Here is a 15,671-nt window from a genome sequence, read left to right as displayed (position 1 = left end):
CTCTATGCTCCTCCTCGCTTAATCATCTCTATAATTGTATTGGCCGTCTCTTCTACCGCTTTATTGGAGACGTTAATGACCGGGCATCCCACCCGCTTAATAATCTTCTCGGAATACTCCAGTTCCATCAATATTCTTTCAAGGCTTGCATAGTTTGCCTCCGAGGCGAGCCCCAGTGACTTTAATCTTTCCGCCCGGATTTTATTTAATTGATCCGGGCTTATCGTAAGCCCGACGCATTTTCTGCTCGGCACCAGGAATAACTCCTCCGGCGGCTCCACCTCGGGAACAAGGGGCACATTCGCCACTTTATAGCGTTTATTTGCCAGGTACATGGATAGCGGGGTCTTGGAGGTGCGCGATACCCCGATAAGAATGACATCGGCCCGCAACAGTCCCCTCGGGTCTCTTCCGTCATCGTATTTTACGGCGAATTCGATCGCTTCTACCTTGCGGAAATAATCCTCATCCAGCTGGCGGACGAGCCCTGGCTGGTTGCTCGGCTTTACCTGCAGGTAATTCTCAAGCGCATTGACCATCGGGCTCATAATGTCGACCGCCGTTACCTTTTCCTGTGCAGCTCTTTGCTGTATGTGTGCTTTTAATGAAGGAATGACAAGCGTATAAGCAATAATCGCGTCCGCCTCTTTGGCAGCCCGGACGATTTCATTCAGCGTTCCTTCGTCCTCTATGTAAGGAAATTTCCGAACATGGAGCGCCTGTCCGGCAAACTGGCTGGAAGCTGCTTTTACAACGAATTCTGCTGTTTCACCTACTGAATCAGATACAACATATACGATGGACTCCTTAAAATTGTTTAGATTCATGCTGCCTCCTTAAACAGTGACTTCACTTCCGAGTTCTACAAATCCCCGCGTAATCGTTGTTTTCGTTACGCGTCCCAGCACCTCATAAGCTGTTTTGCTGCCATTGCTCACCTTGCGTACAACCGGGAGAGAATCAATCTGGTAATCGATTAACTTCTTCGCCACTTCGAGCAGCGTCTCCTCCGGCTCACATGTCACAATGTTGGGCATGCGTGTCATAATGATGCTGATGGGCACGTCCTCCAAATTTTGTTTACCCAGAGCCGCCCGCAGCAAATCTTTGCGTGAGACGACACCGGCCAGGTGCCCTGCCGCATTCGTGACAAACAAAGTTCCCACATCTTCGAGAAAAAGAGTGCAAATGCCATCATAGACGGAGCTGGACTCTTTAATAATAATAGGGGGCGCCTTGTAATCTTTTACAACCTTTCGCCGGACTTCTTCCTTAATCAGCTGATTGCTGTCCTTGCCGGTATAGAAGTAACCTACCCGTGGACGCGCATCCAGAAAGCCGGTCATCGTCAGAATGGCCAGATCGGGCCTAAGCGTCGCCCGTGTCAAGGAAAGCCGCTCAGCGATTTGTTCACCGGTAATCGGTCCATCGCCTTTGACGATTTCAATAATTAGTTGCTGTCTCTTTGTAAGCTCGATGGTTGCTCACCCCCTGAGCGGGCATAATAGTGACATACTAAATCCCGCTTTTTAACTATATAGTATATACTATATAATAATGAACGGTTCGTGCAAGTAGATTTTCTGCCAAAACAAAGAAAAAGGGAATTGCAAAGTGCAGTTCCCTTTTCTTTTTCCCTGTTTTTTCACTTTTAAGCAAAAACGATCTTGCTGAAATCCGCAAAACTGAAAATGAGCGAAGTGATGGCAGCCAGCATAGCAAGGCGGTTGTTCTTTACCTTTTCATCCTCTACCATAACCATAACCTGATCGAAGAAAGCATCAATCGGCTGTTTGAAACCTGTCATCCGTGCAAGTGCTTCTGTCCACTGGCCATCCGCAATAAGGCCAGCCACACTTGCGTTAATCTCTGTGTAAGCCCGCCACAGGCCGCGTTCAGCGTCGGTTTCGAACAGGGACGGATCCACTTCTTTCGTTACCGCCTTCTGGGCGAGATTGTTTACACGGTTAAAGGCTTCTACCACACCTTTGAACCCTTCTCCACCTACCGCTTCCATCATAACATTGGCACGTTTCACTACATCGTTAACCCGGGAAGCGTCTGCAGACAGCACCGCGTCGATGACGTCATAGCGCACTTCATTTTCCTGCAGAAGATTTTTCAGGCGGAGCGCAAAAAACTCCTGTAAATCACTTTTGATTTGCTCGCGGTCCCGCTTGAGCAGCGATTTGCCCTCCAGAACGGAGAGCGAAAGGTCAAACAAGGAGTCGAGCGATACAGGCAGCTGTTTATCCAGTAGGATCTGCACAATACCGGAACCTGACGGCGGAGTGCGTACGGATCCTGTGAGCCGGTCGGAATAATTCCGATCGCGAAGCAGCCTGTAATCGTATCCAGCTTATCCGCAATGCTGAGCAGCGCGCCAGCTATGGTTTCGGGAAGAATATCCCCGGCAAAGCGCGGCAAATAATGCTCAAAAATCGCCTTCGCGACTTCTTCATCCTCGCCTAACAGGCGGGCATACCGTTCACCCATAATCCCCTGCAGCTCGGGAAATTCATATACCATGAGGGAAACAAGGTCAAACTTGCTGATTTCCGCTGCTCTCTGCAATTTCTTACGATCCTCAGCATTTGTGCCTATTTTTTGTGCAATTTGCATCGCCGTATCCTGGACGCGGTGGATTTTATCCCCGATTGTTCCCAGTTCCTCATGGAACACAACCGTTTCAAGCCTTTGCAGGGCCTCTTCTATTTTCATTTTCTGGTCTTCTTCATAGAAGAAGCGGGCATCGGACAGACGGGCGCGCAGCACTTTTTCATTTCCTCTGGCTACGATTTCAATATCCCGGTCATCCCCATTTCTCACCGTAACAAAGTGGGGCAGCAGTTCGCCCTGCTCGTTTTCTACCGGGAAGTAACGCTGATGCTCCCGCATTGAAGTAACGAGCACCTGGCGGGGAATTTGTAAATATTCCTCCTCGAAGCTGCCGAATAGAGCGGTCGGATATTCAACCAGATGGACGACTTCGTCAAGCAGATCCTCATCAAGCGGGACGGTCCAGCCTCTCGCTGTTTCCAACTCCTTAATCTGGGAAAGAATCCGCTGCTTTCTTTCTTCCGGTTCGACAAGCACATACTGTTCAGCCAGCTTCCGGGCATAGTCTTCCGGACGCTCAATCGTGGTCTGCTGCCCTAAGAAACGGTGTCCCTGTGTTTCTTTCCCGGCCTTTACGCCGGTAATTTCCAGTGGGATGATGTCGGTGCCATACAGGGCAACGATCCAGCGAATCGGGCGGACAAACTTTAACTCATACGAACCCCACTTCATGTTTTTCGGGAAGGTTAATCCTGTGATGATGTTCCCTAATTCTGGAAGTAATTCCACGGTCGGGCGTCCTGCCTCATGCTTGCGCGCAAACACGTACTCGACACCGCCTACTTCCTGCAGATATAAATCGTCAGGCGAAAGGCTCTTGCCGCGGGCAAAGCCGAGAGCAGCTTTACTCCAGTTCCCTTCCTCGTCTACCGCAATTTTTCGGGCGGGCCCCCGGAGTTCCTCATTGCTGTCCTCCTGCTGTTCCTGCACGTCTTTAATCAGCACAGTAAAGCGGCGCGGCGTTTCAAAGGTCATAACTTCACCATATGGAATCCGCTGGGCAGTAAGCCATTTTGACACTTTATCCTTTAATTGCTCGGCTGCCTCCGCAACAAAGCGGGCCGGCATTTCTTCTGTTCCGATTTCAAGTAAAATCGTTCTGCTCATCCTTATGCCTCTCCCTTCTTCAACATCGGAAAACCAAGGTTCTCACGCACTTCATAGTACGTGTGCGCTACCTGGCGGGCCAGATTCCGCACACGTCCGATATAGCCGGTACGCTCCGTGACGCTAATAGCCCCCCGCGCATCAAGAAGGTTAAACGTGTGCGAACACTTTAGAACGTAATCATACGCAGGAAGCACCAGCTTCTGCTCCATACAACGCTTAGCTTCCGCCTCATACGTGCTGAACAGCTCGAACAGCATCTTCGCATCCGATACCTCAAACGTGTATTTTGAATGCTCATACTCGGCCTGGCGGAATACGTCACCATATGTAACACCGTTCACCCATTCCAATTCGAAAACATTTTCTTTGTCCTGGATGTAAGAAGCAAGCCTTTCCAAACCGTATGTAATTTCAACCGCTACCGGGTGGCAATCAATCCCTCCGACCTGCTGAAAATACGTAAACTGGGTCACTTCCATTCCGTCAAGCCAGACTTCCCAGCCAAGCCCCCAGGCGCCAAGTGTGGGCGATTCCCAGTTATCCTCCACAAAGCGAATGTCATGCTGGAGCGGATCAATCCCGAGTTCTCTCAGGCTGTCCAAATACAGCTCCTGGATGTTATCGGGAGAAGGCTTCATAATGACCTGGAATTGGTGGTGCTGGTAGAGGCGGTTCGGGTTTTCTCCGTAACGGCCGTCTGCCGGACGGCGGGATGGCTCTACGTAGGCCACGTTCCACGGTTCCGGGCCAATCGAGCGCAGAAAGGTCATCGGGTTCATCGTACCCGCCCCTTTTTCCACGTCGTAAGGCTGGACGATTAAACAGTTCTGCTTCGCCCAGAAATTCTGCAGCGACAAAATAATGTTCTGGAAATTCATTTTCTTACCTCTCTTCTTCATAATGTAAAGAAAACTTGGCTAGCGCCAAGCCGCAGGCGCTGGCGATCGCCTTAGTTGCCCTTATGTAGATAAGAAAGTTATACTTTCTTATCTACGAAAAAAGCTCCCGTCCCTATACGATGTGCTTGTAAGCATCGTATAGGGACGGGAGCTTAATCCCGCGGTTCCACCCTACTTGATCAGCCCCTCTTCAGCGGCCAATCCACCTTATATACCTGATCGCTCAAGAGTGCCGTTCACCGGACGTTATTGCCGGGCTTCCACCGCCCCCCGGCTCGCTGAACATAACCGTGTCCTGGTTACTCTTCTCTCTCACTGCGAATATAACTAATTTTTTAGTTACTATAAACGATTAGAGGGCGCATTGTCAACTGGAATCGCTATGGCTTGTCCTTTTCTTCCTCAGAAGAAAATCCGAGCTTTTCCAGCTGGTCCAGGAACTTGCGGGATTTTAGGTACATACCTGTATGCTCTTCGATAAAGGCGTACATTACTTTGCGAAGCTGGTCTTTTGTTTCCTGCTTTACCCGTATATTCCCGAGCTGATCCATGCTAATATGCTGGAAAAGGCGGAGAATTTTCACGGCTCCCGGGCCTATGGCAATGAGATGGGGGTCATGCCCATGGCACGCCTGGCACTGCAGCCCTCCTTCTCCGACACTGAAGAAGAAAGGCGCATCAATGATGCCGCACCTTACACATGCTTCGAGGCGCGGCCGGTATCCTGAAGCCTGAAGCATCTTCACCTCAAACAACCGCGTAACGATTTCCATATCCTTTCCCTCTTCAATCCACCGGAGTGCCGAGAGCAGCAGTTCAAACAACGGCCTGTTCGGCTCCTTGTCTTCCGTCATCTTGTCAAGCAGTTCAACGAGGTATACCGCATAAGCTGTCTTTGTCAAATCTTCCCGAATAACCCGGAAGGAGTTCAGCAAATCACCCTGCTGCAGGGAACCCATTCCGGAGCCGGCCTGATAAAGAAAATAGCCGTAAGTAAACAGCTGGGCTACAGCTGTAAAACGGCTCTTTGATTTTTTGGCGCCGCGCGCCATGATGCTGATTTTTCCCGCTTCCCGTGTATAGACGGTCAGAATTTTATTTGCTTCCCCATAATCTGTGGTGCGGACTACAATGCCTTCCGCTTTCCCTATCATACGCTGTCTCCCCTGCCATTATCTCATTCTGCTATTCCACACCGATGATCTGTTCAAATCCATGCATTCCTGGTGCGGCTCCTGCATCCATTAGCTCCGGGTCACTTTCCCCTTCTTCCATATACAGCAGATAAGCATCAATACACCCGGTAGTAGCAAAATAATGCCAGTAAAAATCTCTCATCATTCGTATCCATCCTTTCGGGAAAGATAAAGCATGAGCGACAAAACTACTCAATCTGCACACAAAAGCCTGTATCGGTGCCGTTATGTTCAGTGTACTATTATCATGACCCGGGGCCGGATATGTTATCCGTTAAAATTGTTGCCAGCGGCTTTATTCTTCATCATGAAAGCCGAAGTTCTTGAACAGATTTTCCTGGTTGCGCCAATCCTTCTTCACTTTAATCCACAGGTTCAAATACACTTTCGTGCCAAGCAGCCGTTCGATGTCCTGGCGCGCCCGCTTCCCGATTTCCTTCATCATGGCACCCTGCTTGCCGACAAGGATTCCTTTCTGAGTTTGCCTCTCTGTATAAATTGTAGCATAAATATCCACGAGGTTCTCATTGCCTTCTCTTGTCTTCATTTGTTCAATTACCACTGCAATGGAGTGTGGAATCTCCTCACGGGTTAAATGCAGCACTTTCTCACGAATAAGTTCGGCAACAATAAAGCGCTCGGGATGGTCGGTAACCTGGTCAGGAGGATAAAACTGAGGACCTTCCGGAAGCTCCTTCAGCAGCTGCTCCATTAAGCGGTTTACGTTATTTCCCTGTAAAGCGGACACCGGAATGATCTCGGCAAAAGGATACAGCTGTCTGTACTGTTCAATGATTGGCAGTAAATCTTCAGGGTGAACCTTGTCAATTTTATTAATCACAAGATACACAGGCGTCTTTACTTCACGCAGCTTCTCAATAATAAACTCATCACCGGCTCCAAGCTTCTCGGATGCATCGATAAGGAAGAGAATTAAATCAACTTCACGCAGCGCATCCTCAACCATCTTGTTCATTAAATCGCCAAGCCTGGACTTGGGTTTATGGACACCCGGTGTATCAAGGAAGATAATTTGCCCTTCTTCTGATGTGTACACCGCTCTGATTTTGTTTCTTGTCGTTTGCGGCTTATCCGACATAATGGCAATTTTCTGCCCGATGATTTGATTCATAAGAGTTGATTTCCCTACGTTTGGGCGGCCAATAATAGCTACGAACCCTGATTTATATTCCTTGTTCATCCATATCCTCCTGTTTAAATGCCCCTGGCAAAAGTTCAGCAACTGTAATCGTTTTTGTATTGCCTTTCAGGTTGCTCATAACGACCTCCATATCAGCCGGGCATAATTCAGATATCACCTGTCTGCATGCTCCGCATGGCGAAACCGGACCCGGTGTATCGGCTACAACGGCAAGCTTCACAAACTTGCGGTCCCCTTGAGCATAGGCAGCAAATAACGCCGTTCTTTCTGCACAGTTACACATTGAATAAGCGGCGTTTTCAATATTACAGCCATGATACACCTTTCCGTCAGCCGTTAATAGTGCGGCTCCAACGTTAAACTTCGAGTAGGGCGTATACGCCTTGTCTCTGGCTTTTACTGCTTCTTTAATGAGCATTTCGTTATCCATTATTATACCCTCCCTTTTCACTGCATGCGCCGTGCGTCTATAGCGGACTACCCCTGCGATAAGAAAGACAAGCACGAGAATAGAAACAATAACAAACGAAATGCCTCCGCGATTATGTAGATTTATTTTATGCGCTTCTCCTGTCTTCATAAGATGCCAGAGCGGTTCAGCAAACACGAATACGCCTGTACAGACGGCCAGCATCGCTGCAAAGAGAACGGCACCTGCCGCTACATCTTTCCCTATCTTAGCTAAAGGATGAAAACTTCCGCCTGTCACCAAATCGATTGTTTTCTCAATGGCGGTATTCACTGTTTCAAGAATGAACACGAGAAACACAGAAAAAAAGACCAGCAAAACATCTCCTTTTGGGATGCCAAGCATAAATCCCAAAAGGAGAACCAGGACGGCCATCGTCACATGGATCTGCATGTTTCGCTGAGTCTTTATTGTATAGCTAATGCCATCAAGCGCATAGCCGAAGCTTTTCATTAATCTTTGCCATTCCCTCATCTGCCTTTACCTTACTCGCGAACGAGCTGTACCCGGTTCAGAATTTCTTCCTGCCGGCTGAACATTTCCTTCTCCTCCGCTTCCGTTTCATGATCGTATCCAAGAAGGTGCAGAAAACCGTGGGCGACGAGAAAGCCGATTTCACGTTCGAAAGAATGGCCGTATTCTTCCGCCTGTTCACGCGCACGGGGAACGGATATCACAATATCGCCAAGCATATTGGGCATGTCTTCCTCGCTTATAATTTCCAGTTCCTCTTCTCCCTGCTCGTTCATCGCAAAGGAAAGCACATCGGTCGGACGATCGATGCCGCGATATTCACGGTTTAATTCGTGAATGCGCTCATCATCCACAAACGTTACCGTCACTTCCCCTGTAACATTCTCGGTCTTTGCCGCTTCCTCGAGAACTGCTTCAAGAATCTTGAGCAGCTCCGCAGAGAGTTCCGGCGTATACTCTTGAATAAATTCCGCTTCCATTCTCACGCTTGTTTCACCACCACTTGTTTATGATCAGGATATTCAATCCTGTTGTGGAAAAACCCCTGGAGGGTTTCACAAATTGTCCGGGTTACAATTTCAAGTTCCTGCATTGTTATATGGCATTCATTGAATTGTCCGTCTTCCAGTCTTTCCGCAATAATGCGGCGGACGAGCTGTTCAATTCGTTCCGGCGTCGGGCGCCCTAGAGAACGGACAGCCGCTTCCGCACTGTCGCAAATACCGACAATGGCAGACTCCCTCGTCTGGGCTTTTGGACCCGGATAGCGGTATTCGGACTCTAAAATCGGTGAATCCGACAGTTTAGCCGCTTTGTGATAAAAGTATTTTAGCAGCGTCGTTCCGTGGTGTTCCCGGGCAAAATCAATGATCTGCCTGGGCAAATGATGCTCTTCCAGCATTTTCACCCCGTCCTCTACATGGACGATAATGATGCGTTTGCTCAGCCCGGGCGCCAGCGTATCGTGCGGGTTTTCACGGTTAACCTGGTTCTCAATGAAGAAATGCGGGCGCTTCATTTTCCCAACGTCATGATAATACGCGCCGACACGCGCCAAAAGCCCATCCGCGCCAACCGCCATACAGGCGGCCTCCGACAGGTTCGCCACCATCATACTGTGGTGGTACGTCCCCGGTGTTTCCATTAACAGCCGGCGCAGCAGCGGCTGGTTTGGATTGGATAACTCAATCAGGCGAAGCGGCGACAGGATGCCGAATATTGCTTCGAAGAAAGGCAAAAATCCAATCGTCAGAACCGCCGCAATGACCCCGCTGATGACACCGGAGGCATACTGGTAAAAAATATCCCGCCAGCTTCCCGAAGAAGAAGCAAGCATATAAAGTGCTGTGATGGAGAGGATATTCGTTACGGCGACCAGGAAACCGGCCTGCAAAATCCGGCCCCTCTTGGTCGCTTTCCCAAGCGAATACGTGCCGGCCAGGCAGCTGATTAACGTATAGAACGAATAGCGGAAATCAAAGGGCAACAGACTCTCGAAGTTAAAAATGATGCCCGCAAAGAGCGCAAACAGAAAGCTGCACACAACAGCGAGCTGCGTGTCAATCAAGATTGCAAGCAGCATGGAGCCCAGCGCTGCAGGAACGAGAAATCCTGCCATTACATAGTCTACATTCTGCACCAGGCTGACGATTTTCATAACAACGATGGTTAACACAATAATAAAGCCCATCATTAAAATCAGCGTGTTATTACTGTATACAGTCCGGTGAGCCTGAGAAATGTAGATGGATAGAAAAGCAATAAACAGGCCGACGAATATAGCCAATCCGAGGAACGGGAGCTTGCTCGCATTCTTCTGCAGAAGGCCTGCCGCATTTAGTTTGTGGTACATTTCCTCAGAAATAAACTGGTCTTTTTCTACCAGCACTTCCCCTTTATAAATCATGAGCGGCTTCACACCACGGCGAACCATTTCCTTCGCCGCATTAGTCGCCTCTTCGTTAACGATCCGGTTCGGAACACTGCTGACAATGGCGATTTCGCGCGCCACCTTGCGGGCTTTACTGTCCAGTTCAGCCAGCACAATGTACTGGTTTACCCGCTGCTGGATCGCTTCGCGGCCTGCCGCTTCCTGGCTTACGCCTTCTCCCATAATCGAGGCAACCACTCTTGCTGTCTCCTTGCTTGCTGCATCAAGAGCGGGAGCCGGCATCGTTAACAGCGCTTGCAGAATCGAATCCTCCAGCACAAATGGAATATTCTCCTTAAATTCCTTCAGCTTAAGCTCAGGTGCCATCGCTGTTGCAGCCTGAAGTTCAGCCGCCTTCTTATAAATGAAAGCAACCAGCTTTAACTGGTGGGATGTGATGCTATCGTCCCGCGAATAAATCGGTTTCACTTCACTGACCGCTTTAGAACGCGCCTGTTCAGTGGCATCTGCATCCTCCACTGTCACCGGCGCGGTAAGGGTAACATTACTGACTGTGTTTATATTTAGATCAAACGTTTTCGGCAGCACATCTCCCATAAGCGGCAGGTAAACGCCCAGCCCGATAAAAACAAACAGGGCAATCCTTACCATTCGATTTTCCCTCCATGAATCCGGAAAGGACAGATGTAACCGCCATAGCTTTGAATTCATTTCTTACAACCCCTTTTAACGGGTATGCTCACTCTCTTGTTCGTATGCAGCAATCAGCTTCTGCACGAGCGGATGCCGTACAACGTCCATCCCTGTTAAGTAAACAAAAGAAATCCCGTCAATTCCTTCGAGTATACGACGTGCCTCCTGTAAACCGGATTTCTTGCCGCGCGGCAAGTCCACCTGGGTCACGTCACCTGTTATGACCATCTTCGAACCAAAGCCGAGACGAGTTAAAAACATTTTCATTTGCTCCGGTGTCGTATTCTGCGCCTCGTCCAAAATAATGAACGAATCATCCAGCGTTCTTCCCCTCATATAAGCGAGAGGTGCCACCTCAATTACACCGCGTTCCATATACTTATTCATATTTTCTGCCGTCAATAAATCCTGTAGCGCATCATAAAGCGGACGGAGGTACGGATCCACTTTCTCCTGTAAATCCCCCGGCAAAAAGCCAAGGTTTTCTCCTGCTTCAACCGCAGGCCTTGTCAGGATAATTCGCTTTACCTTGTTCGCCTTCAGCGCCGTGACCGCCATCACAACCGCCAGATACGTCTTCCCGGTACCTGCGGGCCCGACACCGAACACGATGTCCTTCTTCTTAATTGAACTTACATAATGGCGTTGTCCAAGTGTTTTTACACGTATGGGTTTCCCTTTCACCGACGTGGCAATCGGCTGATCATATAATTCGAGCAGCTCCTCCAGGGAATCATCCTTTGAAAGCTGGATAGCGTAAAGAACGTCCTGCATCGTGGGCTTTATGCCACGGCGCAGCAGGGTAGCCAGCACTTCCAGCAGCCGGGCATTCCGCGCCACTTCCTCCGTCTCGCCCGTAATGGTTATTTCTTCGCTTCGCGCAAAAATATGCGCTTCTGTAGCATCTTCTATTTCCTTTAGATACGAGTCGTGCGGTCCAAATAGCAAGCTCGCTTCTTCCGCATTCTCGAGACGTATGGTTCTGCTTGTTTCTTCTACGCGCAAAAGACCTCATTCTCCTTCATACATAATAGGCTGCTCTCGTGCAATGTCCTCAACAACAACAAAATGAAGCTTCATATAAACTTTACCATTCTCTTGTCTCTCGTGCAAAACTTTTTCCGACTTAATGTAGCCGCCCTGCTTAATCCCTTTCAGGACATTTTCCCGTGCATACTTCTTACCCAGACTGACGGCTTCTGCAACAGAAATGGCTGTTTCCCTCGCCTGGTTTTCCCGCATCGTTTCCGTTTTTAGCCCGAGGCCGAAATTATGCCCGTTCCAGGCTAAATAGCGCGTGTCGTCCTCTTTTCTGAACTGCGCGAAAGGCTTCTCTCCAAACCCCTGTACCTTTACAGTATATTTACCAAAAATAACGTACCTGTTCGTGTAGCTCTCCCCCGTCAGGACAGGGCGCTTCTGCTTCAGGGGCACCGAAACCTCAGACTCATACCATGTTTCCCCTTCTACCGTTCCCTTCGCCGATACAGGCGTCATCAGTTCTTCATTGCCGAGAAACCCGGAGATTAATATATCCCCTTGCTTGACCCAACTGTTCGGGCGCACAAGCGGGCGTCCCCGCTCCGCAAAGATAGAATGAACGATCGCCTTCTTCGTGGCAACGATATGGCGCGGCTGCAACGCTTCTTTTTTACCGGGCAGCACCTTCTCCACAACGTGGATTAATGCGGTCGTCCCTCTCATTTCGAACCCAACCCAGGATGCGTCCGGGAGCTTCTTCATCAGTTCACGCTGGACCACTTCAGGCTGCGGCAGGCGGAACGTAAACGCCCCCTGCTTCACCCCGATTTTCTCCGCCATCTGGCGAACCTCGTACGATTTGATTTTTTCGTTCCCGATGACATCGACCCGCCACACGACGGTAGATAAGAGGTAAATACCGATAAAGAAAAATAGCGCACCCGCCGTGAATACAGAGCGCGTCCACATTTTGCGCAATAAAAAAGGCAGGCCCGCTCTGCGTACGACATGAATGCGGCAGCCTGTTTCCTTTAAATACGGCTTCAAGAGGTGAAAGCTTTCCAGCGGAATGCTCAGCAGCGCTTCCTCATCGGTGCGGGTAATGTCCCACACCTGCATGCCTTGTCCGACAATACGATTCAAAAAACGCTCCAGGCGCCTCCCGCGAACACGCAAAACAAGATACCCCCGGAACCAGTTCACACCGTAATTCATTGCCTGCCTCCCCTTTCCTACTCATTCACAAACAATACCTGATTCACGATGCCTTCCAGCAGCACCTCTTCCGGAAGAATCATGCGGATAACGAGGTTTTCTCCCCTTACAAGAAGCTGCCCTTTCGTCAAAAGCAAACGGAGTTCCTGGTTACTGAATAGGAGAACTCCGCGGTGATTCTCTATATACATCTGCAATTGTCCGATCATCGTAATGCGTGGCATCTCCATGGTGAGATCCTGCGGCAGATCGAGCACGCCGGTTGCAAATTTGCGCCATTTTCCACTCCACTTCTTCATGCTCAATCGGCCCCCTCTCTTCATGCATGGGAAGGAGGAACAGTGAATCCCATATAGTACATCGTTATGCGAATGAACGGGGAAATATGTTCTGTCTCTGTTGCTATACTATGTATTTTCCGTTCAAAAAAAGCCTTCCCTGAAAACTCAGGGAAGGCTTTTTAAAGCAGCTTATGGCAATAGCTCCTGTACAATCTTGTTTACGAGTGCTCCGTCAGCGCGCCCTTTTACCTTCGGCATTAAAGCGCCCATGACTTTACCCATATCTTTTTTCGAGGCGGCTCCCACTTGCTGAATGGCTTCGCTCACCAGCTTGCGGACTTCCTCCTCGCTCAATTGTTCAGGCATATATTCGATTAATACATTAATTTCATTACGTGCACTCGCTGCAAGGTCTTCACGACCTGCTTTTTCAAACTCTTGGAGGGAATCGCGCCTTTGCTTAAGCTCACGAGTCAAGACAGTTAGTACTTCGTCGTCAGACAGTTCTTTACCCTGGTTAATCTCTTCATTCTTAACGGAAGATTTCACCATGCGGATTACGGAAAGTTTGAGCTTGTCTTTGTTCTTCATGGCTTGCTTCATATCATCATTAAGACGTTCGACGAGTCTCATTAACTATTCCTCCTAAAACTTACGTTTCCGCGCTGCCTCTGACTTTTTCTTACGTTTGATACTAGGCTTCTCATAGTGTCTACGCTTTTTAACTTCAGCAAGAACGCCATCTTTCCCAGTTTCACGCTTGAAGCGACGCAGTGCTTGGTCTAACGACTCGTTTTTACGCACACGAATTTCTGCCATTTGTTTCCCCTCCCTCCGCCATAACCATCGAATGACCCTTGTAAAAAATAACTTTTCGCAAAAGTCGTCAAACAATATTATATTACACAGGTCCGGGCAGGTCAACCTTCATTCATCGATTCCCGGCTCTTCCTTATAAAATCAAGGAGATTCCGGGGCACTGGCCGCAGGATTGCGATATAATAAAAAAATGTTAGTATGGCAAACGAGTGTAAATTCAGGAGGGTACGACATGTTTACGGTTAAGGAAATTTTACAAATAACGGAAGGGACGCTGCTGCAGGGCAGCGAAAACGATACAATCACCTCGGTCCACTTTGATTCAAGGCAATTGACCGCGGGGTCCTTGTTTGTCGCTTTGACAGGCGGCGTGCGGGACGGCCACGAATTCTTAAACGCCGCAGCTGAGAAAGGCTCCATCGCCGCTTTTGTCTCAGATGAGGAAAAAGCGCGCAAAAACACGGCGGATCCCGCCTATTCTCTCATCCTTGTAAAGGATACGGAAAAAGCGTTCCAACAGCTCGCCCGCACGTACCGCAGCCGTCTCACGCTGCCGATTGCGGCAATTACGGGAAGCAACGGGAAAACAACGACAAAGGACATTCTCGCCCACCTGCTCGGCGGTAAGATGAACGTATATAAAACATACAAAAACTTTAACAATCATCTTGGTGTGCCTCTTTCCTTGCTTCAGATTACTCCAGATACAGAGGTGGCGGTGCTGGAGCTTGGAATGAACCATGCAGGAGAAATTGATTTTCTAGCTGGCATGGTGCGTCCAACTTATACCGTAATCACAAACGTAAATGACGCACACATCGAATTCTTTGGGTCGAAGGAGCTGATTGCACAGGCAAAAGGGGAACTTCTCCCCCATACGGACCCGAACGGCTTTGCCTGCTTGAATCAAGACAACGACCTTGTTGCAAACCTTGCCCACCTGAATCCAGGCAAAACATATTTTTATCATCTCTCCCAGGAGGACAGTGGACCAAAGAAAGCGGATATTACAGCCGCTGCGGTTTCCTTTGACGAAACAGGGAGCCATTTTACCGTTACAGATGGAAAAGGGCAGTTTGAGTGCCATATGCCGCTTTTCGGCGATTACAACGTTGCCAATGCACTGCCGGGAATTTTCATCGCCTCCCACCTTGGCCTGACGCATGAGGAAATTAAAGAGAGATTGGCGACACTTGAGATTTCTTCAATGCGCTTTGAAAAAATAAACGGGCGAGACGGCCTGCTTATTATTAATGACGCATACAATGCGAGTCCCTCATCGATGACTGCTTCGGTTGAAACGTTCCTCTCTATCTACCCGGATAGAAAGAAAGTGATCGTGCTTGGCGATATGTTTGAGCTAGGAACGGAAAGCGAAGCATACCACCAAAACGTCGGAACAGCCTTGAAGGGGTTTGAAAAGAACTTTGCCCTTGTAACGGTCGGAAAGGAAGCAAAACACATTTCTGATACGTACGGACGCAATGCCGTCCACTTCGAAAGCAAAGAGGAAGCCGCCGATTATCTTAAGCAGTTTTGTAGCGGCAACTACGGAATGCTCTTCAAAGCATCCCGCGGCATGAAGCTTGAGACAATGATTGATGAACTTAAAAATTAGCATATGAAAAAAGGGAGGCTGGGTAAACGGAGGCCACTGAAAAAGTGCCTATTTTAAGTTTTTGGAGTAGACTCTATAGGAAAAGCCGGCCCATGTTCCAGATTTCTGGAAGAAAAAGCCGGCTTTTTTGCTCATTTTCACCCTGGGTTTCCTTCATGTTAACCCAGTAGCTTGAGGATTCTCTTTAAATTGACGGTGAAAATGGCCATGGCTCCTTGTAACTCCATGCCAATGAGACCCGAGG

15 protein-coding genes and 2 pseudogenes are annotated in these 15,671 nt (G+C 48.9%); 1 reads left to right on the top strand and 16 read right to left on the bottom strand.

What is annotated here, in order from left to right:
* Nucleotides 1-2 precede the first annotated feature (2 nt).
* The 16 genes and pseudogenes from MBEAL2_RS25050 to rpsU form a co-directional block, all read right to left on the bottom strand.
* Nucleotides 3-827 (bottom strand): pyruvate, water dikinase regulatory protein, encoded by an 825-nt coding sequence (locus tag MBEAL2_RS25050; protein ID WP_047154957.1) that lies wholly within the window; start codon nt 825-827, stop codon nt 3-5.
* A 9-nt stretch (nt 828-836) separates the two neighbouring features.
* Nucleotides 837-1,478, bottom strand: coding sequence for a transcriptional regulator CcpN (gene ccpN, locus MBEAL2_RS25045; protein WP_047154956.1), 642 nt, complete (start codon nt 1,476-1,478; stop codon nt 837-839).
* A 173-nt stretch (nt 1,479-1,651) separates the two neighbouring features.
* Nucleotides 1,652-3,726, bottom strand: a pseudogene (glyS, locus tag MBEAL2_RS25040) (glycine--tRNA ligase subunit beta).
* A gap of 2 nt (nt 3,727-3,728) precedes the next feature.
* The gene (gene glyQ / locus MBEAL2_RS25035) at nt 3,729-4,607 is read right to left on the bottom strand and encodes a glycine--tRNA ligase subunit alpha (RefSeq protein WP_047154955.1); all 879 of its coding nucleotides are present in this window, start codon (nt 4,605-4,607) and stop codon (nt 3,729-3,731) included.
* 401 nt (nt 4,608-5,008) lie between these two features.
* On the bottom strand, nt 5,009-5,782 hold the full coding sequence (gene recO / locus MBEAL2_RS25030; RefSeq protein WP_047154954.1) for a DNA repair protein RecO: 774 nt from the start codon (nt 5,780-5,782) through the stop codon (nt 5,009-5,011).
* Nucleotides 5,783-5,813: 31 nt separating this feature from the next.
* Nucleotides 5,814-5,969 carry a YqzL family protein gene (locus MBEAL2_RS31350; RefSeq protein WP_439644907.1) on the bottom strand — a complete coding sequence of 52 codons (156 nt, stop codon included), beginning with the start codon at nt 5,967-5,969 and terminating at the stop codon, nt 5,814-5,816.
* A gap of 150 nt (nt 5,970-6,119) precedes the next feature.
* The gene (gene era, locus MBEAL2_RS25025; protein WP_047154953.1) at nt 6,120-7,025 is read right to left on the bottom strand and encodes a GTPase Era; all 906 of its coding nucleotides are present in this window, start codon (nt 7,023-7,025) and stop codon (nt 6,120-6,122) included.
* Nucleotides 7,009-7,416: a cytidine deaminase gene (locus MBEAL2_RS33260; RefSeq protein ID WP_047154969.1), complete on the bottom strand. Its 408-nt coding sequence runs from the start codon at nt 7,414-7,416 to the stop codon at nt 7,009-7,011. Before MBEAL2_RS33260 ends, era begins: the two co-directional genes overlap by 17 nt.
* Nucleotides 7,417-7,599: 183 nt before the next feature.
* Nucleotides 7,600-7,908, bottom strand: a pseudogene (locus MBEAL2_RS33255) (diacylglycerol kinase family protein); the annotation flags it as partial.
* Between the two features lie 32 nt (nt 7,909-7,940).
* Nucleotides 7,941-8,414, bottom strand: a complete 474-nt coding sequence (gene ybeY, locus MBEAL2_RS25015; RefSeq protein WP_173427743.1) for an rRNA maturation RNase YbeY — start codon at nt 8,412-8,414, stop codon at nt 7,941-7,943.
* A complete protein-coding gene (locus MBEAL2_RS25010; RefSeq protein ID WP_082130168.1) occupies nt 8,411-10,531 on the bottom strand; it encodes an HD family phosphohydrolase in 2,121 nt (706 codons plus the stop codon). Before MBEAL2_RS25010 ends, ybeY begins: the two co-directional genes overlap by 4 nt.
* Nucleotides 10,532-10,546: 15 nt before the next feature.
* Nucleotides 10,547-11,518, bottom strand: a complete 972-nt coding sequence (locus MBEAL2_RS25005; protein ID WP_047154951.1) for a PhoH family protein — start codon at nt 11,516-11,518, stop codon at nt 10,547-10,549.
* A gap of 6 nt (nt 11,519-11,524) precedes the next feature.
* Entirely contained in the window at nt 11,525-12,709 is a 1,185-nt protein-coding gene (gene yqfD, locus MBEAL2_RS25000) for a sporulation protein YqfD (protein WP_047154950.1), read from the bottom strand.
* A 17-nt stretch (nt 12,710-12,726) separates the two neighbouring features.
* Entirely contained in the window at nt 12,727-13,008 is a 282-nt protein-coding gene (yqfC, locus tag MBEAL2_RS24995) for a sporulation protein YqfC (RefSeq protein WP_047154949.1), read from the bottom strand.
* Between the two features lie 171 nt (nt 13,009-13,179).
* Complete coding sequence (locus tag MBEAL2_RS24990; protein ID WP_047154948.1) at nt 13,180-13,623, bottom strand: GatB/YqeY domain-containing protein; 444 nt, start codon at nt 13,621-13,623, stop codon at nt 13,180-13,182.
* A 12-nt stretch (nt 13,624-13,635) separates the two neighbouring features.
* Nucleotides 13,636-13,809, bottom strand: a complete 174-nt coding sequence (gene rpsU / locus MBEAL2_RS24985) for a 30S ribosomal protein S21 (RefSeq protein WP_047154947.1) — start codon at nt 13,807-13,809, stop codon at nt 13,636-13,638.
* A 232-nt stretch (nt 13,810-14,041) separates the two neighbouring features.
* Here rpsU and MBEAL2_RS24980 point away from each other — a divergent pair, with 232 nt between their 5' ends.
* On the top strand, nt 14,042-15,427 hold the full coding sequence (locus MBEAL2_RS24980) for a UDP-N-acetylmuramoyl-tripeptide--D-alanyl-D-alanine ligase (protein ID WP_047154946.1): 1,386 nt from the start codon (nt 14,042-14,044) through the stop codon (nt 15,425-15,427).
* Nucleotides 15,428-15,671 lie beyond the last annotated feature (244 nt).

Source organism: Aneurinibacillus tyrosinisolvens, assembly GCF_001015055.1.
GTDB lineage: Bacteria > Bacillota > Bacilli > Aneurinibacillales > Aneurinibacillaceae > Aneurinibacillus_A > Aneurinibacillus_A tyrosinisolvens.
Note: the sequence above shows the minus strand (reverse complement) of the source record. Positions and strands in the feature narration are given on the sequence as shown.

What these genes read in the sequence shown, in the direction of transcription:
- recO (WP_047154954.1), bottom strand. Translation starts at nt 5,782, where the DNA reads ATGATAGGGAAAGCGGAAGGCATTGTAGTCCGCACCACAGATTATGGG.
- MBEAL2_RS24990 (WP_047154948.1), bottom strand. Translation starts at nt 13,623, where the DNA reads ATGAGACTCGTCGAACGTCTTAATGATGATATGAAGCAAGCCATGAAG.
- era (WP_047154953.1), bottom strand. Translation starts at nt 7,025, where the DNA reads ATGAACAAGGAATATAAATCAGGGTTCGTAGCTATTATTGGCCGCCCA.
- MBEAL2_RS25050 (WP_047154957.1), bottom strand. Translation starts at nt 827, where the DNA reads ATGAATCTAAACAATTTTAAGGAGTCCATCGTATATGTTGTATCTGAT.
- yqfD (WP_047154950.1), bottom strand. Translation starts at nt 12,709, where the DNA reads ATGAATTACGGTGTGAACTGGTTCCGGGGGTATCTTGTTTTGCGTGTT.
- MBEAL2_RS33260 (WP_047154969.1), bottom strand. Translation starts at nt 7,416, where the DNA reads ATGGATAACGAAATGCTCATTAAAGAAGCAGTAAAAGCCAGAGACAAG.
- yqfC (WP_047154949.1), bottom strand. Translation starts at nt 13,008, where the DNA reads ATGAAGAAGTGGAGTGGAAAATGGCGCAAATTTGCAACCGGCGTGCTC.
- MBEAL2_RS24980 (WP_047154946.1), top strand. Translation starts at nt 14,042, where the DNA reads ATGTTTACGGTTAAGGAAATTTTACAAATAACGGAAGGGACGCTGCTG.
- MBEAL2_RS31350 (WP_439644907.1), bottom strand. Translation starts at nt 5,969, where the DNA reads ATGATGAGAGATTTTTACTGGCATTATTTTGCTACTACCGGGTGTATT.
- glyQ (WP_047154955.1), bottom strand. Translation starts at nt 4,607, where the DNA reads ATGAATTTCCAGAACATTATTTTGTCGCTGCAGAATTTCTGGGCGAAG.
- rpsU (WP_047154947.1), bottom strand. Translation starts at nt 13,809, where the DNA reads ATGGCAGAAATTCGTGTGCGTAAAAACGAGTCGTTAGACCAAGCACTG.
- MBEAL2_RS25010 (WP_082130168.1), bottom strand. Translation starts at nt 10,531, where the DNA reads ATGAATTCAAAGCTATGGCGGTTACATCTGTCCTTTCCGGATTCATGG.